This window comes from Paenibacillus sp. FSL P4-0184, from assembly GCF_038004625.1.
In the GTDB taxonomy this organism is placed as follows: Bacteria; Bacillota; Bacilli; order Paenibacillales; family Paenibacillaceae; genus Paenibacillus_AQ.
The window spans coordinates 2,870,432-2,889,282 of sequence record NZ_JBBORN010000001.1; the positions used below are offsets into that span (position 1 = coordinate 2,870,432).

Annotated in this window: 16 protein-coding genes; 15 read left to right on the forward strand and 1 reads right to left on the reverse strand. The window is 40.9% G+C overall.

Going from position 1 to position 18,851, the window contains the following annotated elements:
• Positions 1 to 176 precede the first annotated feature (176 nt).
• From MKY52_RS12515 to MKY52_RS12575, 13 genes are all read left to right on the forward strand, one after another.
• Complete coding sequence (locus MKY52_RS12515) at positions 177 to 1,535, forward strand: ABC transporter substrate-binding protein (protein ID WP_341051565.1); 1,359 nt, start codon at positions 177 to 179, stop codon at positions 1,533 to 1,535.
• Between the two features lie 62 nt (positions 1,536 to 1,597).
• The gene (locus MKY52_RS12520; RefSeq protein ID WP_339267342.1) at positions 1,598 to 2,584 is read left to right on the forward strand and encodes a carbohydrate ABC transporter permease; all 987 of its coding nucleotides are present in this window, start codon (positions 1,598 to 1,600) and stop codon (positions 2,582 to 2,584) included.
• Positions 2,574 to 3,428 carry a carbohydrate ABC transporter permease gene (locus tag MKY52_RS12525; protein ID WP_339267340.1) on the forward strand — a complete coding sequence of 285 codons (855 nt, stop codon included), beginning with the start codon at positions 2,574 to 2,576 and terminating at the stop codon, positions 3,426 to 3,428. Before MKY52_RS12520 ends, MKY52_RS12525 begins: the two co-directional genes overlap by 11 nt.
• A 52-nt stretch (positions 3,429 to 3,480) precedes the next feature.
• Positions 3,481 to 4,446, forward strand: coding sequence for a glycoside hydrolase family 43 protein (locus MKY52_RS12530; RefSeq protein WP_341051566.1), 966 nt, complete (start codon positions 3,481 to 3,483; stop codon positions 4,444 to 4,446).
• Between the two features lie 1,497 nt (positions 4,447 to 5,943).
• Complete coding sequence (locus tag MKY52_RS12535) at positions 5,944 to 6,849, forward strand: NAD(P)/FAD-dependent oxidoreductase (protein WP_341051567.1); 906 nt, start codon at positions 5,944 to 5,946, stop codon at positions 6,847 to 6,849.
• A gap of 106 nt (positions 6,850 to 6,955) precedes the next feature.
• Positions 6,956 to 7,450, forward strand: a complete 495-nt coding sequence (locus MKY52_RS12540; protein ID WP_341053407.1) for a cysteine hydrolase family protein — start codon at positions 6,956 to 6,958, stop codon at positions 7,448 to 7,450.
• Between the two features lie 106 nt (positions 7,451 to 7,556).
• Positions 7,557 to 8,225 carry a Type 1 glutamine amidotransferase-like domain-containing protein gene (locus tag MKY52_RS12545; protein WP_341051569.1) on the forward strand — a complete coding sequence of 223 codons (669 nt, stop codon included), beginning with the start codon at positions 7,557 to 7,559 and terminating at the stop codon, positions 8,223 to 8,225.
• 215 nt (positions 8,226 to 8,440) lie between these two features.
• Positions 8,441 to 8,929, forward strand: coding sequence for a DUF2199 domain-containing protein (locus MKY52_RS12550; RefSeq protein WP_341051570.1), 489 nt, complete (start codon positions 8,441 to 8,443; stop codon positions 8,927 to 8,929).
• A 605-nt stretch (positions 8,930 to 9,534) separates the two neighbouring features.
• Positions 9,535 to 10,377, forward strand: coding sequence for a membrane protein insertase YidC (yidC, locus tag MKY52_RS12555; protein ID WP_341051571.1), 843 nt, complete (start codon positions 9,535 to 9,537; stop codon positions 10,375 to 10,377).
• A gap of 351 nt (positions 10,378 to 10,728) precedes the next feature.
• Complete coding sequence (locus tag MKY52_RS12560) at positions 10,729 to 11,058, forward strand: DUF6678 family protein (RefSeq protein ID WP_341051572.1); 330 nt, start codon at positions 10,729 to 10,731, stop codon at positions 11,056 to 11,058.
• A gap of 372 nt (positions 11,059 to 11,430) precedes the next feature.
• Positions 11,431 to 11,835, forward strand: coding sequence for a GNAT family N-acetyltransferase (locus MKY52_RS12565; RefSeq protein WP_341051574.1), 405 nt, complete (start codon positions 11,431 to 11,433; stop codon positions 11,833 to 11,835).
• 68 nt (positions 11,836 to 11,903) lie between these two features.
• Positions 11,904 to 12,332, forward strand: coding sequence for an SRPBCC family protein (locus MKY52_RS12570; protein ID WP_149644827.1), 429 nt, complete (start codon positions 11,904 to 11,906; stop codon positions 12,330 to 12,332).
• A gap of 470 nt (positions 12,333 to 12,802) precedes the next feature.
• The gene (locus MKY52_RS12575; protein ID WP_341051575.1) at positions 12,803 to 16,330 is read left to right on the forward strand and encodes an alpha-amylase family glycosyl hydrolase; all 3,528 of its coding nucleotides are present in this window, start codon (positions 12,803 to 12,805) and stop codon (positions 16,328 to 16,330) included.
• An 82-nt stretch (positions 16,331 to 16,412) separates the two neighbouring features.
• Here MKY52_RS12575 and MKY52_RS12580 read toward each other — a convergent pair whose 3' ends face one another.
• Complete coding sequence (locus MKY52_RS12580; RefSeq protein WP_341051576.1) at positions 16,413 to 17,006, reverse strand: YdeI/OmpD-associated family protein; 594 nt, start codon at positions 17,004 to 17,006, stop codon at positions 16,413 to 16,415.
• A gap of 170 nt (positions 17,007 to 17,176) precedes the next feature.
• Between MKY52_RS12580 and MKY52_RS12585 the strand changes: the two genes are divergently transcribed.
• A complete protein-coding gene (locus MKY52_RS12585; RefSeq protein ID WP_341051577.1) occupies positions 17,177 to 18,055 on the forward strand; it encodes an aminoglycoside phosphotransferase family protein in 879 nt (292 codons plus the stop codon).
• A 230-nt stretch (positions 18,056 to 18,285) separates the two neighbouring features.
• Positions 18,286 to 18,849 (forward strand): alkyl hydroperoxide reductase subunit C, encoded by a 564-nt coding sequence (gene ahpC, locus MKY52_RS12590; RefSeq protein WP_042192019.1) that lies wholly within the window; start codon positions 18,286 to 18,288, stop codon positions 18,847 to 18,849.
• Positions 18,850 to 18,851 lie beyond the last annotated feature (2 nt).

Genomic DNA, 18,851 nt, shown 5'->3' on the forward strand with positions numbered 1-18,851 from the left:
GAACTGAATCTAAAAATAGTGGAAGTTTTCCTAAAGAGGGTGTCCTTATGCTTAAGGATTGCAGGCTCTATAATTATGTATGCGGTTACAAAAAACCGAAGTAATAATACAAAAGGGGAGGCAAAGATATGAAAAGTATGAAACGTAGTTTAGTGGGGATCTCTACATTGCTCGTGATGTCATCCGCTCTCGCAGCATGTGGTGGGAACTCAAATTCCAACTCATCCAGCCCAAGTTCAGCGCCTGCACCAGCAGCCAATACTACCGAAGCTCCAGCAAAAGGAACAGGTGAGAAAGTCACTATCAATCTTTGGAGCTTTACAGATGAGATACCTAATATGACCAAGAAGTACATGGAAACTCATCCGGACGCGAATGTTGAGTTCAAAACTACAGTTATTGCAACCACAGATGGTGCTTATCAGCCTGCTCTTGATCAGGCTCTGACAGCTGGAGGCAAAGATGCCCCTGACATTTTTGCAGCTGAATCGGCATTTGTGCTCAAGTATACACAAGGCGATGCATCCAGCTATTCGGCCAACTATTCTGACCTGGGCCTTGACGACCAAATGGTTAAGGACGCTGGCATCGCCCAATACTCGGTTGACATCGGTAGCCTAGACGGCAAATTGAAAGCCCTCGGCTATCAAGCAACTGGCGGCGCGTTTATCTATCGCCGCTCCATTGCGAAGGAAGTTTTTGGAACAGATGATCCAGCCACCATCAAAAATGAAATTGGACCAGGCTGGGATAAATTCTACGATGCAGCTGCGAAGCTGAAAGCTAAAGGATACGGCATCGTTTCCGGCGACGGAGATATCTGGCATCCAATCGAGAACAGCTCGGACAAGGGTTGGATAGTTGATGGCAAGCTTCATATCGATCCGAAGCGAGAAGAGTTCCTGGATCTCTCTAAAAAGCTGAAAGACAATGGCTATCATAACGATACGACAGACTGGACGGAAGCATGGTATGCGGATATGTCCGGTACCGGCGCCCAACCGATCTTTGGTTTCTTCGGTCCTGCTTGGCTCATCAACTACGTGATGAACGGTCAAGTAAAAGACACGAATGGCGACTGGGCTGTTTCCGAACCACCAACAGGCTTCTTCTGGGGTGGCACTTGGCTGCTTGCCAACAAAGACGTCACCAAGGACGATGCCAAGAAACAGGCTGTTGCGGACTTTGTGAAGTGGGTTACACTCGACACCTCAGAAACGGGACTCCAATATTACTGGGCTAACGGTACCATGAAGGAGGGCGAGCAAGGTACGAAGGACAGCGTTGCATCCTCCGTTGTCATGTCGAAGTCAAACGGCGAAGTTCCACTGCTCGGTGGTCAAAATATGTTCGATGTGTTTGTACCGGCCAATGCAAACGCTTCAGGTAAGAACTTGACCCAGTACGACGAAACAATCAACAAGCTCTGGCGTGATCAAGTACGTGAATACACTGCGGGTAACAAGGACCGTGCCAAAGCGATCGAAACCTTTAAGCAACAAGTCAAAGACCAACTTGGCATTGAAAGCGAATAAGAAGGATTCGGAGGGGCGGGGGAGTAATCCCGCCCCTTCATATCAACTAAAGAGGTGAGAGCATGCGCCGCAAAAATGTGAACTATTCGAAATATGGTTATATTTTTACTTTCCCGTTTGTCCTGGCATTTCTGATTTTCTCACTGTATCCCATTTTATATACCGCAGTCATTGGATTCACCGATATGAAAGGAATAATACCAAAACCGATCCATATTCTTGATAATCCTTTTCAAAATTTCAAAGATCTACTCTTTGATAATCCTTCGTTTCGGAAGTCTTTGTTCAATACTGGATTGCTCTGGATTACTAACTTCGTTCCCCAGATGCTTCTCGCGCTCTTGCTAACCGCATGGTTCACGAATAAGCGTCTCAACATAAAGGGACAAGGCTTGTTCAAGATTCTGCTTTATATGCCTAATATCATCACTGCGAGTACGATTGCCGTGTTGTTCAGCACTTTATTCGCCTATCCGATGGGTCCTGTAAACAGTTTGTTTCAAATGTTGGGATGGACAGACGCTCCAGTCTTCTTCCTGCAGGATAAGACGACAGCACGGGGCATTGTCGCGTTCATCCAGTTCTGGATGTGGTACGGCAATACCATGATCGTCCTGATCGCTGGCGTTATGGGTATAAATCCTGCGCTCTTCGAGTCCGCATCGATTGACGGGGCCAACGGGTTTCAAACCTTCTTCCGCATCACACTGCCGAGTCTGCGTACGATATTGCTGTTCACATTGATTACATCGATGGTGGGTGGTTTGACCATGTTCGATATTCCGCAATTATTCCTTGCAGGCGGACCGGACGATTCTACGCTTACCACGTCCATGTTTATCTATGGGCAAGCATTCAAGGGCAGCTATATGTACAATCGTGCTGCAGCAGCGAGCATGATCATGTTCTTGATTTCGGCGATATTGGCTGGAATCCTGTTCTATGTGATGCGTGACCGCGATGCGTCAAGACTTAAAAAAATAGAAAAGCAAAAGTATAGAAAAGCTGCTATAGCAGCCCGTGAGGGAGGCGTAACACATGGCAAATAATCAGAAAAGCGGAACCGTTAACCGAAAGATAAATAAGACGATTATCTATGTGGTTTGCATCTCTTTGGCGGTACTCAGTATTCTGCCGTTTTGGATCATGTTTGTAAATGCCACGCGCTCTACACCGGAAATCCAAAGTGGTCTTTCACTGCTTCCTTCGAGCCACATGATGAGCAATCTGCGAGTATTGCTCGATAAGAGCTTTGATCCGCTTCAAGGGTTCATGAATTCATTCATTATCGCCAGTTCTGCAACCCTCTGCACAGTCTATTTCTCGTCCTTGGCGGCCTATGGGCTCGTAACCTACAGCTGGAAGCTACGGGGGCCATTCTTTACCTTTATCATGTGCGTGATGATGATTCCTTCCCAGGCAAGCGCTATCGGATTCTATCAGTTCATGTATAAGTTACATTGGACCAACAATTTTCTTCCGCTGATTCTACCAGCGATTGCTGCACCGGCGGTAGTGTTCTTTATGCGCCAATACCTTCTTGCAACTCTGTCGATAGAGATCGTGGAAGCTGCGCGCGTAGATGGATCTGGAGAGTTCTTTACATTCAACCGGATCATCTTACCGCTGATGATGCCGGCAGTAGCAACACAGGCTATCTTTGCCTTTGTGGCCAACTGGAACAACCTCTTTATGCCACTGATATTGCTGACGCAGAAGGAGAAATATACCATGCCAATCATGGTAAGCTTGCTCCGAGGTGATATTTACAAGATGGAGTTCGGCTCGATCTATATGGGGCTGGCTTTGACAGCTTTACCGCTGTTTGTGGTTTACTTCCTGTTATCCAGATACATTATCGCGGGCGTAGCGCTCGGAGGCGTCAAAGAATAACCTCGGCTGCTGGCTTCACATAAGTAATCTCAATCAGGAGGAGAGTCCTATTATGGCAACAAAAAATGAACCGTTAGTTACCCATCTCTATACAGCAGATCCCTCAGCTCATGTATTTGAGGGCAAGCTGTATATTTACCCATCCCATGATATTGACCATGATGGACCTACGAATGATAATGGTGACCAATATGCGATGGAAGATTATCATGTGTTTTCCTTGGAAGATCCTACATCCCCCTGTGTAGATCATGGAGAGGCGCTTCATCTTCGGGATGTGCCTTGGGCTTCGAAGCAAATGTGGGCGCCCGATGCCGCGTACCGGCAGGGGACGTATTATTTGTTTTTCCCGGCCCGGGACAAGGAGGGTATTTTCCGTATCGGAGTGGCTACGTCAACTTCTCCGTCTGGGCCTTTCCAGGCTCAAGAAAGCTATATCGAAGGGAGCTTCAGCATCGATCCAGCCGTATTCGTGGACGAGGACGAAAGAGCCTACATGTATTTTGGCGGCTTATGGGGCGGACAATTAGAAAAGTGGCAAGACGGTATTTTTCAACAAGATGCGGCAGAAAAGGGTCCAGAGGAACCGGCTTACGGTCCTTGGGTGGGCGAGCTGAGTGAAGACATGCTGACATTCAAATCTGACCCTCAGGAGATCACCATTATTGATGAAGAAGGGAACTCTATCCTTGCGGGTGATGAAGACAGGAGGTACTTCGAGGGTCCATGGATGCACAAGTATAAAGGGAAATACTATCTCTCGTACTCTACTGGCACAACCCATAAGATCGTCTACGCGGTAAGTGATAAGCCTTGCGGACCTTTTGTATTTCAAGGAACGATCCTGAATCCAGTTATTGGCTGGACAACTCATCACTCTATCGTGGAATTTAACGAAAAATGGTATTTATTCTATCATGACGCATCGCTGTCTGGCGGCGTGGACCATAAACGCAGTATGAAATTTACGGAACTCCATTATGAAGAAGACGGCAGAATCCGGCCGATAGTGCTTTAATCGAATAGCTCACTTCTTTTTTTATGAAATTCCATTTCAAGTTCATATAGACATGTCAGAACCGCAGACATTGCTCTTTCTAAAGCGTCCCGGAATCCGAATTGGATTAGGGACGTTTTTTCGTTTGAATAGTACGTAAAAAGGCATGTTCATCATTTAATATTGAATTCATTTTACAGGGGCTATCACCCTTTGGATGGCAGATGTATAATCATGGAATAAAGCGCAAAGGATTTGAAGCGATGAAATTATATTTGTTTATTATTCAAACCTTTTATTTATTATCGCTAATTCCTTGGTTCATAATTTGGGGATTATCCTTTATGGTATTTGACAATGGAATCTCAGCATGGGGAATATCAATAATGATAATTGTTTCTTTGTATCCAGTTGCTGTTGTAATTTGTTCGATTTTATCTTGGATTTTTAGGGGAAGGCTTAAATCTTTAACTATCTTTTTTATTAGTGCTATTCCGTTACTGTGGGTAATTACGTTCGGAGCTATATTAATTGGGTATTGAAGTGGTACTCGATAATGTGGTTTGTGATCAAGTTGGAGACACCTTCATATATCACTGTTTTTCCGCTTTAGTGATGACTTTTGTTCTTTATCGCTATAAAAATACACCCCCTAGAATTACATTAAATAAACCGAGAGGGTATCCAATGTCAATTCTAAGGGTTCAGTTCATCTCTAAGGGGCTACTTTTTTATTGAAGTACAAACTGACCACTAGCTTTGTATTTGTTTTTTTTAGTATCCCATGTAAAAGTCCCATGTACTAAATCATATCCGCCTTCTGTTGCGTACTTTTTCCAGTATTGATGGAGTAGGCCCTTTTCATCGATCTCAGCAGAATAGTCAGCCATAAATTGTAGCTTATTAACTAATGTTCCTTGTTCTAAACGATATATATGGACTTGCGTATTGGAAGGGAAATAGTGTACAAGTATAGCTACATGTTTTTCATTTGATGATTTGGTAATAAGATTAATTGAAGGGTTAGAATTAACTAAAAAAAATTTCCGGAGTCCGTAAGTATTATGCTTTCGTCTTTTTTGTCCCCATTCAGGTCCGCTGTCTTAATAAGGCGTATGACTTCCTTTGGATATTTCTTTAGCAAGATAGATTTTGCATCCTTAGTTGCAGCATAAGTTGTCTCCATAAAAATGATAAGAACTCTCCAAGTATCGAAAATAATTTTATTATAGTAATAAAAGGTAAATTGTTCTATTAAGTGTAAATGTAGGTTTTTATACTCCTCTAAGATCTTATAAAGTTGATATAATTAGAATCAGATTGTCTATAGGCGGTTATGAAGAGGGCAATGACTAAATTGAATAAATTCTTGCCTTTTAGGTTTATTGGAGTTATTATAGATTCATAAAGTCGTTAATAGAAACGGAATGAGATCCGTTATTTTTTTTGAGATGATAACAGACAATGCGAATCTTTAATATCTTTAATATAAATTGAAAAGCGAAAGGGAGAATAGAAATGATTTACGATTGTGTTATTATCGGAGGAGGACCGGCAGGTCTAAATGCTGCTCTTGTACTAGGTAGGGCAAGAAAAAGTGTGGTAGTTATTGATGAAGGACTCGCACGTAATAGGGTTACTCGAGAAACGCATGGCTTTCTTACTAGAGATTCTATAAGTCCAAGCGAATTTAGGTTGATTGCGAAGGAGCAGATTAGTGCCTATCCATCCGTTACTTTTGCGGAAGATACCGCCCTATCGATTACGGGAATCAATGGTGATTTTCAAATTACGACGGTTCAAGGTCAGACCTATAAAAGTAAAAAGGTGCTCTTCGCCATAGGGATGAAGGACCTCCCGATGGATATTAAGGGACTCTCAGACGTATATGGTAAAAGCGCCTTTATCTGCCCCTATTGTGATGGATGGGAACTAAGAGATCAGCCTCTTGTCGTAATTGTTAAGGGAGCCGATGCAACGCATATGGCCCAAGTGTTATCTGGGTGGACGAAAAAGATTACCATATGTACTAATGGATCTGATGACTTGACGGATGCACAACGCGAAGAGCTAAATCAGCATAACATTCCTGTCTATGACTCACCGATTCAGTCGATCGAATCTGACAATGGCATGGTGCAGCAAGTTGTGTTGAAGGATGGTACTAGCATCGTATGTAGGGGGATATTTTTTAGACCGAAGCTTATGATCGGGTCGGGTTTGCCACAAGCCATTGGTTGTGAACTCACAGAAACAGGAACAGTCATCATCGATAATCTCGGTAAAACGAACGTTTCAGGCGTTTATAGTGCCGGTGATGCAACAACACATCTTCATCAAGCCATTATTGCCGCTTCTATGGGCTCCTTAGCTGGGGTCGGCATTAACAACGAACTAAATGAAGAGGAATGGCGTAACATATGATGTTATTGTACAAAATAGTCTAATTCATTTATTCCCTTGAGCTGAATCTACATCCAGATTAATATAGAAACTATATTTGTTCTGAGAGGGGTAGTTCAAAATAAAAATTGGATTCCTAATTATTGATATGCAAAACCTTTTCTTACACGATCATATGGAGAAGTTAAATGTAAGTGAGGCTTGTGAATACATTAATCATGTGTCTGGGTTACTTCGTGCGAAGGACCAAATCGTCATCCATATACAAGACATGGAAGGGGCGAATGCGGATACGGATCCAGAAGCAAGAAATAGTATACCGGAAATTACAGTAGCACCCACGGATATCCAGATGGCGAAAGAATTCTCTAATGCTTTTTGGAAGACGGATTTAGAACAACTGCTACGTGAACATGGTGTTCAATTCATCATCGTTGCGGGCTTCGCCGCAGAACATTGTGTAACCTTTACTATTAACGGTGCACAAGAAAGAGGCTTTCAAGCAGCCCTTTTACAGAAGGCAATCCTTAGCACACGGCCAGATGCTATTACCTCGATTTACCGTGATCGGCATATGATCTCTTACCCGGTGATCGAATTTTTAATGGAGACCATTGCTTGAGATTCTACTAATAGAAGCTATTGTTTATAATTGGAGTTACGTATTAGATAACTAATATGTAACTTCATTTTATTATTGTGAAAAATACATATGGAGGTAATTAAGTTTGAGTACTCACTACTATCTCAGTTGGTTTAATAATTTTTTTCCAGAGAGGCTAGTCCATTGTTTGCATGAGGATATACAAGACAGAAAATCGCTTGTTATGATTAGCGCTGAACCGTCTGGTTATACAGGTGAGCAAATTAACATTGATGATGTTTCTGAATGTACATGGTTAAATCAGGCTAACATTATTTTTGATGAATATCATTTCATCGATTATCGCATGCAGAAGGAAGATGCACAGCGATTAATTCACAACGCTTCTGTCATTTTTTTATGCGGTGGAGATCCTGTTTTGCAAAACGATTTTTTGGCCGATTATGAATTATCAAATGTTATTAAGAACAGCAATGCCGTTATAATGGGTGCCAGCGCCGGTGCGATAAACATGGCTGCAAAATGGTTATGCTTGAAAAACACTGGCAATGAAGTTGAAACAAGTACTATTTATGATGGTATTGGCTTTGATCATTTTGCCTATGAATCTCATTCTAAACGCGACTACGCTACGTTTGTTCAAGGTTACCTGTTCCCCTTGTCTGAAGAGATTGATGTTTATGCGGCAGAACAGGAGAGTGCAATGCGTGTAAAGGACGGCAAAATAGAAATAATGGGTCCTGTATATTTAATTTCCCACTCAAAGATTCAGAAATTGGTTGAGACGCTCTAATTAGGCTTACAGCGAATCATCTCAGGTTTTTAATATCTCCAGGACTTATTGTTGGGCAGAAATGATAAATTTTTTAGACCGCCTTTAATGGCGGTCTTTCTATGTCTGGCAGATGCTAGCTGTTCATTTTATTGAACTAACGGGCAGGATAACTCAGTAATTTCGCGAATAAGACGTTATAAGAAATCAGCGAGAAACTATAAGGAGCAGAAAACATGAAATGCCCTCATTGTAACAACGAATTAAATGAACTTCCTTTATGTTACGGAAGTGAAGCGCCATATTATTTTTACACTGTACCAGAAGAGAAAAGGACAGAATTAATTAGAGATTTTTGTGTAATTGATGAACAGCATTTCTTTATTAGAGGACATATTGAAATACCAATAATTGATAGTAAAGAGAAATTTATATGGAGTGTTTGGGTTTCTCTTAGTGAAGAAAACTTTTTGAAATCTAATGAATTATTGCATGTAGAAGGAAGGGAAACTGAAAAACCTTATTTTGGTTGGTTATCGACTGAACTTTCAATATATCCAATAACTACATTATCGTTAAAGACAATGGTACATACACAAGAAGTTGGTGCTGTTCCGTTAATTGAATTAGAACAAACGAATCATCCACTTGCAGTTGAACAAAGAGAAGGAATTACAATGGGGAGAGTTAAAGAAATTGCTCATTTAATAAATCATAGTCTGTAAGAGAAGAATTTGAAAGAAAGTATGGTCGAAAAAGCTGCCGACAACTTATAAAATCGTATCTACGCCGCGTCGCTGCTCTCCTTGGTCTGCTAAGGGTTTTTCGGTGAGGCGTAATCAGCAGATAACCCTGCAAGGCTAAGTCTATCGGACTGGTGCGTAATGTCGATTAAGCTAGCGGGGCACATTAGTGGAATAGCGGTTGCTTCGGCAGCCATTTTTTTATTTGTTCAACTAACGGGCAGGTTAGTGAAACCACACAGTTTTCTCTAACGTATAATCATTATTCAAATTTTTTCCAATATTGCTCATACAGAGGTGAACTTGACTGGAGCATTTTTATGACTTGGTTCAATTGGCGTTCTCGATCGCTCTCATCTATTCCTTAGTGTCAATTCCATTCACCTATTTTTCTACACAAGAGATACACTGGGGTTATGAAATTGCTCCAGCCGGTTTAACTTGGTTTGTAGCTGTCAGACTGTCACAACCGAGCAGCATTCTGCGGTGGATAGTACGTACCGCCAGACGAAGAGAAGCACCTAATGAAGAAGACCATAGTCCTTCCCCACATTGATATTCCATACTTTCAATTAGGGAGGACAACGATGAAAAAGATTTTGTTGTTTCAAAAATGGGCCAAGCCCATTCTCGTCATGTTGATTGGAGTTATAACGATCATTGTGCTCAGCGGGTGTTCGACAGCATCCCAATCAAACTCGATTAATGCCGATTCAGCAGGGGTATTTAACCACTTTTTTATTTATCCATTTTCGATATTGATCAAATTCTTCGCGAATACATTTCACGGAAACTACGGATTATCGATCGTGCTGATGACTTTCATCATCAGACTCGCGATCATGCCGCTCATGATGAATCAAACCAAGAAACAAATGGACATGAAAGAAAAGATGGCCGCCCTCCAGCCGGAGTTAACTGCACTTAAGGAGAAGTATAAGAACGACGTCAGTGCGGATGCAAAAAAACAACAGCAAGTCGAGATGATGCAGCTCTACCAGAAGCATCAATTTAATCCCTTAAATATGGGGTGTTTACCGATGCTTCTCCAATGGCCGATCACCCTCGCATTTTACTACGCCATTCGTCGTACCCCAGAGATTGCAGCGGACGATTTTCTGTGGTTTAGCTTGGGGAAAACAGATATGATTTTGCCGCTTATTGCCGCTGCGGTGTATTACGTTCAGTTCCGCGTGTCTCAATCCGTTTCAGCGCAGTATCAGCAAAATCAAAATAACCAAATGGCTTTCATCGGATTGTTGTCACCGATCATGATGGGTGTATTTTCTTTTCAGATGCCCGCCGCGTTACCATTATATTGGGCAGTTGGCGGTATATTCATTATCGTGCAAACGACCATACTCAATAAAATGTACACGAAGCCAAATGCAGCGAGTAAAAACCTACCCACCGGTGTAGAAGATTTATAAAATTGAACCAGGTCATAAAACAATACTAAATACAAGGCATCTGAGGCGCGACCTCAGATGCTCTGTTTTTTATGTTGGCGGCTCGTTAACGGGGAACATAGTTCAACATATGAGAATAATGAAAGGGCCATCCCACAAAAGGATGGCCCTAAAACTTACCGTTACAGACAGCGCGGAGAACCGTATCATAAATAACGATTAAGCTAATGGGAAACTATAGCTCAATAACACCAGAACAAAGCTGCCGATTTGAATCGGCAGCTTTGTTCTGCTAACGGGAAATTTTGTACAAGAGAAAATGATAAACTGGAATAAACACTTGCAGTACTGATGGATGAAAAGGGTGAATATATGGATTCAAATGAACTAAAACCTTTAATGAACAACACAAAATGGGAAGAAATAAGACAAGCAATGCTCAACTATGCCTATCCAACCAAATGGAGGACTAAAGACATTGATACTGGCTATATCAGCCTTTGGGATGGAGATTGGTATTACCATTTTTCAGATGGTGGCTACAAATTTATTGAGTGGTTAGAAATTCATGCTGAAGATGACTCGATAAAAACTGATTTAATTCAAATCCTGAAAAAAATACATGTTCCAGGTGAAGTAACTACCGACTCCATCATAATTTATGGATATAACAAAACTAATGAATTCATTGATTATATTTGAGTAATTACACCAACGGGTAGCGTTAGCTCAAATACGATTAGGCAGCCGTCAGTCAACGCGATCAGCTGCCTTTATTCAACTAACGGGCAAATTAACGCTATAAGCCTCTTAGGATTAGTATGCTTAGGTAAAAGAAGTATTCTCAAGAATTCTCTAATGTAAATAAATACAAATTACACTTCAGTTAATCCATTATCTATACATATTTTTAAGAGTATATTGAGGTAAATAAAGTAATTATTCACTTTGATAAATCCGAAATTGCTATGTCGGTATTATTTTATGGCTTCTTAAGGATTGCAAAACCATCGAAATATGGGAGTTTAAAACAGATGTTGTGCCGTAGTTAGTTTTATGAAAGGAAGGTATAGGGTGAGTATTTATTACGCTTCAAGCAAAGAGGATATCACTAAGGATGCACTCCAAGAGTTATTTCTTTCGGTAGAATGGGAGTCTGGCAAGTATCCAAACGAGCTTTTACAAGCAATCGGAGGGTCTCATTCAATTGTTACCGCTTGGGAAGGAGGAAAGCTTGTCGGTTTAATAAATGCTTTGTCAGATGGTGTTTTAACGGTATATTTTCATTATATGCTTATTAATCCGAGTTATCAGAGTATAGGTATAGGTAAGGAAATGATGAATATAATGCTTGATAGATATAAAGGGTGTAAAACAAAAGTATTAATTTCTTATCCTCATGCAGTGGATTTCTATAATAAATTTGGCTTTAATACAGAGGATGGAGCTACACCAATGTTTATCTCAGAGTTGACATGATTGATGGTATAATTTTTATATACAAATAATTACATAAATTAAATCCTTAAAAAAAGGGGATGAGCAATATGGCAAATATCGAGCACTTACAGACCGTGAATGTTCCAGCTTCAACGGTATATGAAGCATTAACCACTGCAAAAGGACTTTCAGAAATATGGACAAATGAACTAATAGTCAATGATCAGATCGGTTGTATAAATGAGTTTCGATTCGGCGGCAAAGGTTTAACAAAGATGCGAGTTGATGAGCTTGTTCCCGATAAAAAGATCTTGTGGCAGTGTGTTGATTCAGATCCAGAATGGATAGGTACGACAATTTCTTTTGATATGAGGGAAAAAAACGGGAAGACTTCAATCATTTTTCGTCAGATGAATTGGGAGGAAGTGACCTTATTTTATCGCGTATGTAATTATAACTGGGCTATTTTTTTGTACAGTCTTAAACAGTATTGCGAAGAAGGCGAGGGTCTCCCATATCATAAACGGAAGTTTTAGAACCATTGAAAACACGGATGGGTGACTAAAGTACATGATCCCGAGAACAGATTTCGAAAGTACTGGGTAAGTACGAAGAAGTTGTCACCCAAGTCTTGATAATCATTCGTTCAACAAACGGGAAACCATAATTGTATAAATAGTGGTAGTTTAAGATTTTAAAATGCCTTGAACAACTGATGAATGAAAACGATTGAACTTTTGTATTTAAACCATTAAATTTTTATATTTTTAGCCTAAAAGATGCATTGACCCGGAAAAGGTTGGAGCCTATAATCATAAACAGGGAAAATTCATTAGATATGGAGCTATCTGTAACCTGAGGATTTCTCAATAGTTCTATTTGTAAACGCATACAATGAGGTTTTTCCATATTTTCTAAGAAGGAGGAGATTGGATAAGTTAGATTGTTTCTTTTTTTCTCATTTTTGCAAACGTTTGCACTTAAAATTAATGAGGAGGTTATTTAATTGGTACGAAAACAATCTAGGCGGTTTGTTTCTTGGTTGATCATTTTTTCGCTAATCTTTAGTTTGTTCGGTTTATCTGGCGGGGCTTCAGCCAGCAACACTGATTATACAGTCTCCTATACGAACACCACAGCATCTTCTGTGACATTGCATTGGACCACGAATAATTGGACGAATACTACGGACACAGTCATGTCTAAAAGTGGAACCACGTTTACGGCCAACCTCAATGTGCAGGAGGGCGCAACACTCATTTATTGTTATCACATCACAGCCCCGACGGATAGCTGGGACAGCAACGGAGGGAAGAACTGGACGGTAGTTATTCCGGTTGCTGGGAAGTATGAAGCTGAGAGCGCAGCCTTGTCAGGTGGCGCAAAAATAAATACGAATCACACCGGATATACTGGCACTGGTTTTGTTGATGGATACACAACCACAGGAGCAACTACCACCTTTAATGTTCAATCTTCCGCTGCAGGCGCCTATAATGTCACGCTTCGCTATGCCAATGCGACTGGCAGTGCCAAGCAAGTTTCCATTTATGTGAATGGAGCAAAGGTAAAGCAGACCACTTTAGCGAACTTGCCAAATTGGGATGCATGGGGTGACCAAACAGAAACGCTCTCCTTACAGGCAGGAAATAATACGATCGCTTACAAATATGACTCGGATGATACTGGGAATATCAATATCGACTATCTAACTCTTTCAGCCACAGCAACGCCAACACCAACCGTAACAACAACGCCAACAGTGACGCTTACACCAACACCAACTGTGACTCCTACGCCAACACCAACCGTAACACCAACCGTAACACCAACCGTAACACCAACCGTAACACCAACACCAACACCAACAGTGACGCCTACACCAACACCAACGCCAACTTCGGCTGGCTTAACGGTTCATTTTAAGAAACCAGCAAACTGGAGCTCAACGATCCGAATCCATTACTGGAATCTGAGCCCGACAACGGTTCCAACAAGCGGAGCTTGGCCAGGAATTCTGATGGAATCGGACGGAAACGACTGGTACAGCTATACTATTGCCAACGCCACCAGCACAAGCCTTATCTTTAATGATGGCAACGGCAAACAGACGGCCGACTTGTCCCGCAGTGTAAAAGAGGGCTGGTATAACGCAGATAATGTGTGGTATGACGCTAATCCAGAAATACCGAAGATCCCTGTGATTTCAGTCTCTCCTACACCGAAGACATATGATTCTGCCCAAACTGTGAAGCTCTCCAGTATCAATACTGGCGATAAAATCTACTATACGACAGACGGGTCGACACCTACGACATCCTCTACCTTGTATACCACTCCAATCCAAGTGGCCTCTACTATGACTATTAAGGCTTTTGGTGTTAACTCCATCGGTCAAGCAGGCAGTGTAGGCACCTTTGCTTATGTCATTAACCTGAATCTCGACCTGCAAGCTCCAACCATAACAGCGAATTTACCTGTTGGGAATTCAAGCTCTGCGGTTACCGTCTCTTTTAATATAAAAGATAACAAAGCGGCAACGACCACCGCATATTACACAGATAATGGGACGGAACCAACTAGCAGTTCAAATCTCTATGTCTCTGGCAATGCTTTAACTACTCTGGCAGGACCGTCCATTCTTATTAATAAGACGACGACACTGAAATTCCTGGTGGTTGATAGTGCCGGAAATGAAACGAAACAGAGCTTTGTCTATACGATTGGAAATAAAGGCGATTTCCGTGAAGACACCATTTATTTCGTAATTACTTCACGATTCTATGATGGTGATTCGAGTAACAATGTACATTCATGGGAGGATGCTAAAGCAGGAAATCCGGATTCAGACCCAGCTTGGAGAGGTGACTTTAAGGGACTGATTCAAAAGCTCGATTACATCAAAGCGCTTGGATTCAGTGCTATTTGGATTACGCCAGTGGTGCAGAATGCCAGTGGGTATGATTATCATGGCTACCATGCGATTAATTTTTCCAAAGTAGATCCAAGGTATGAATCAGCGGGAGCCTCTTATCAGGAATTGATTAATGCAGCTCATGCCAAAGGGATAAAGGTTATTCAGGATGTTGTTGTGAATCATACAGGTAATTTTGGGGAAGAGAATCTGTTGCCTATGTTCAAAAAAGATCCGACTACAGCGGACACCGTAAATAACATGCTTAAAATTACGGATAAACTGCCAGCTAACTATGATACGATGACCCCTGATCAGCAATATCAGGCCAGACTCGCAATCATGAAAAATGCGGAAACCAACAATAACATGTATCATACCGAAAAAAGTCTTTCCTGGGAATCTTACACCGTACAGACAGGACAGATTGCAGGAGACGCTGTGGACTTGAATACGGAAAATCCTGTAGTGAATCAGTATCTAATTGACAGCTATAATCAGTATATTGATATGGGTGTTGATGCTTTCCGGGTCGATACTGTGAAGCATGTGAGTCGGTATATTTTTAACAAATACTTTGTTCCTGCTTGGAAAACAAGAGGGGGCTCAAACTTCTTTGTTTTTGGTGAAGTGGCTACTCGGTACAGAGATGTATGGAATAGTGGAATTCCGGCAATATCGACTCCATTCTATACATGGAAAAGCTCGAAAGCCTATCCGGGTGATGGACAAAATGACTACGCTTCCAACAAGCTGTCAGTGGAACAAGAGTGGGCAGATAACTCTACTACAGCAGGGCAGCCAACCTCGAACAATGCTTTTTTAATAGGCAATAATTATCACGCGCCTGACTATTCGATGAAATCGGGTATGGATGTTATTGATTTCCCGATGCATTGGGCATTCAAGACTGCACAGGAAGCATTCAGTATGAAGAGCGGTGATCAATATTATAACGATGCTACTTGGAATGTAACTTATGTTGACTCTCATGACTATGCACCTGACCAAGCCCCAGAGAATCAACGATTTGCAGGGACACAAGACACTTGGGCTGAGAATCTCTCGCTGATGTTCACCTTCCGGGGAATACCTGCGATCTATTATGGTTCTGAAATCGAGTTTAAAAAAGGATCAGTCATCGATGTAGGCCCGAATGCACCACTTAGCTCAACAGGGCGTGCTTACTTTGGAGATCAAATTGAGGGTAGCGTTACTGTTCAGGACTACGGTAAGTATACAAATGCTACTGGCACACTTGCCGATTCATTAAACTATCCTTTGGCAAAACATATTAGACAACTCAATTTAATCAGAAGAGCTGTTCCAGCCTTGCAAAAAGGCCAGTATTCCACAGAAAATGTATCTGGTGAATTGGCATTTAAAAGAAGATATACCGATAGCGCAAAAGGCATCGATAGCTTTGCGTTAGTTACGATCTCAGGAAATGCGACATTTACCGGAATTCCGAACGGAACTTACGTGGATGCGGTGACTGGCGATACCAAAAACGTTACTAACGGTACAGTCACTCTGGTATGCTCTGGAAAAGGAAACGCTAGAGTGTATGTATTGAACGGTAGCGGTGGAATTGGAGTAACCGGAACCTACCTGAAGTAGTATAAAGTCTTTTAGTAAAAAGAGAAGAAGCAACCTCAGTTCGGATTCTTCACCGATCTAAGGTTGCTTCTTCATATACAACTTAATCATTTAATCCTTTTCCATCCAGAATTTGCGGCATCCATTTTTCAACCCTAGATACTCGAGTTTTGGATTGCTTGGGTTCAGAAAAATGATGAAGGTATGCTCTTTGCCGCCCGGGCGTCAAGGCTTCAAAAGCATTTTTCAAGGCAGGCATTTCATCGAGTTTATTTTGAAACTCATCAGGAATGATGTAATCTGTATTCTTTTTAAATTCCACTTCCAAACCAGCTTTTTCAACTTCGATGGCTTCATAAATATATTCTTTTATGATGCTTTCTTTTTCAAGGATCTCTTGAACATTGGTGAACCGGATCTGGCGTGCAGCTTGTACATTCTCCGTTTGTTGAATCAGAATCCCATGGGTATCCTTTAACAAGACACCTTTATGAAACAGCAGTGCAATATATTCTTTAAATCCATGGATTAAGACTATGTTTTTGTTCTTAAACGTGTAACAAGGATGCATCCATTTAAAGTCCTCGGTCAACTCACAGTCAAGAACGATATTTCTCAACATCTCGTATTCTTCCTGCCACTGTTTTACTTTCCTTAGAAATCCGTCCACCTTCGGATTCGTTTTACTATTAGTCATTAAGGAACACCCTTCTTCCTCGTAATCATATTAAGATTTCTACTTACTTAGATTGTCCCTTTTGTGGCTGATCTAATTGCATAGTTTGCATACAGAGACTAGTAAAGCTAACATAATATTAGATGTCTCTTATGGAAATGGCTAGTAAAACTTATGTTAGCGAGGTATTTATGAATACAATTACCGTCGATTTAGTTGCAAGATTAATTAATGAACAATTTCCCGCGTGGTCCGATTTAGAGATTAGACCAGTAAAATTCAGCGGGAATGATAATCGAACGTTTCATTTAGGTGAGCATATGAGCGTGAGGTTACCAAGTGCAGCAGCTTATGCTCCACAAGTAGAGAAAGAGCAACAATGGTTGCCCATATTAAGTAAAGAACTCACGTTACCTATTCAAATACCATTAGTCAAAGGGGAGCCTAACGAAGAATATCCATTGCCGTGGTCTATCAATAAGTGGGTAGAGGGTGAGACATTAACGCACCAAAATATTAATGATCTTAACCAGTTTGCAAGAGATTTGGGAGCATTTTTAATAGAATTACAATCTATTGATGCTAGTGGGGGACCTTTAGCAGGAGAACATAATTTCTATAGAGGTGGATCTTTAGCTGTATATGATGAAGAGTCTAGACATGCGATTGAGCATAATAAAGATATTTTTAAAGAAGATCTATTGAGAGAAATCTGGGAATTAGCATTAGATTCTAAATGGAATTCCAAGCCGGTTTGGGTTCATGGAGATATTGCGCCAGGGAATTTACTAGTCAAAGATGGAAAGCTGTGTGCAGTCATTGATTTCGGAATCTTGGGTGTAGGCGATCCTGCTTGTGATGCGGCAATGGCATGGACCTTTTTTGATGAGGATAGTAGAAAGGTATTCAAGGATGTATTACAGATGGATGAAGAGACTTGGAATAGAGCAAGAGGATGGGCTTTATGGAAAGCGTTAATAACATATAATGGAAATCGATATTCTAACCCAAAGGTAGCGAGAGAATCTTTAAATATTATCAATTTAATAGCAGATGACTTCGAATTGTAGAAATTGCCCTACATAAAACATGTAAACTAACCCATACTAGTTCATAAGTATGATAATTTATGAACATTTAGCGACTGACAACGATTATCATATTAGAATTATTATAAATAACTTGACAGGCCTTAATTTGGTTAATTATAATAATTATAAATAGTATTCAGATATGTGATGTTTGCAGATTTGAATATTGTATCCACAAAAAAATAAAACTTAAAGGAGATTTAAATAATATGTCACTTATCGGAACAGAAGTCCTACCATTCAAAGCAAGCGCATTTCAAGATGGGAAATTCATCGATGTATCAGAAGAAAACTTTAAAGGTAAATGGAGTGTAGTTTGCTTCTACCCAGCTGACTTTACATTCGTATGCCCAACTGAACTTGAAGATCTGCAAAACCAATATGAAACCCTGAAACAATTGGGTGTTGAAGTATATTCCGTTTCCACAGATACTCACTTTACACATAAAGCATGGCATGAAAGCTCTGCAGCTATTGGCAAGGTAAAATACATTATGATCGGCGATCCTTCTCATGTGATTTCCCGTAACTTTGATGTTCTGATCGAAGCTGACGGTCTTGCTGATCGTGGTACATTCATCATTGATCCAGACGGTATTATCCAAACCGTTGAAATTAATGCTGGTGGTATTGGTCGCGATGCTAGTGCACTTGTTAACAAAATCAAAGCAGCACAATATGTACGCAATCATCCAGGTGAAGTTTGCCCAGCGAAATGGTCCGAAGGTGCAGAAACTCTTAAACCAAGTCTCGATCTTGTAGGTAAGATTTAAGG

What these genes read in the sequence shown, in the direction of transcription:
- MKY52_RS12515 (WP_341051565.1), top strand. Translation starts at nt 177, where the DNA reads ATGTCATCCGCTCTCGCAGCATGTGGTGGGAACTCAAATTCCAACTCA.
- MKY52_RS12520 (WP_339267342.1), top strand. Translation starts at nt 1,598, where the DNA reads ATGCGCCGCAAAAATGTGAACTATTCGAAATATGGTTATATTTTTACT.
- MKY52_RS12525 (WP_339267340.1), top strand. Translation starts at nt 2,574, where the DNA reads ATGGCAAATAATCAGAAAAGCGGAACCGTTAACCGAAAGATAAATAAG.
- MKY52_RS12530 (WP_341051566.1), top strand. Translation starts at nt 3,481, where the DNA reads ATGGCAACAAAAAATGAACCGTTAGTTACCCATCTCTATACAGCAGAT.
- MKY52_RS12535 (WP_341051567.1), top strand. Translation starts at nt 5,944, where the DNA reads ATGATTTACGATTGTGTTATTATCGGAGGAGGACCGGCAGGTCTAAAT.
- MKY52_RS12550 (WP_341051570.1), top strand. Translation starts at nt 8,441, where the DNA reads ATGAAATGCCCTCATTGTAACAACGAATTAAATGAACTTCCTTTATGT.
- yidC (WP_341051571.1), top strand. Translation starts at nt 9,535, where the DNA reads ATGAAAAAGATTTTGTTGTTTCAAAAATGGGCCAAGCCCATTCTCGTC.
- MKY52_RS12560 (WP_341051572.1), top strand. Translation starts at nt 10,729, where the DNA reads ATGGATTCAAATGAACTAAAACCTTTAATGAACAACACAAAATGGGAA.
- MKY52_RS12570 (WP_149644827.1), top strand. Translation starts at nt 11,904, where the DNA reads ATGGCAAATATCGAGCACTTACAGACCGTGAATGTTCCAGCTTCAACG.
- MKY52_RS12580 (WP_341051576.1), bottom strand. Translation starts at nt 17,006, where the DNA reads ATGACTAATAGTAAAACGAATCCGAAGGTGGACGGATTTCTAAGGAAA.
- MKY52_RS12585 (WP_341051577.1), top strand. Translation starts at nt 17,177, where the DNA reads ATGAATACAATTACCGTCGATTTAGTTGCAAGATTAATTAATGAACAA.
- ahpC (WP_042192019.1), top strand. Translation starts at nt 18,286, where the DNA reads ATGTCACTTATCGGAACAGAAGTCCTACCATTCAAAGCAAGCGCATTT.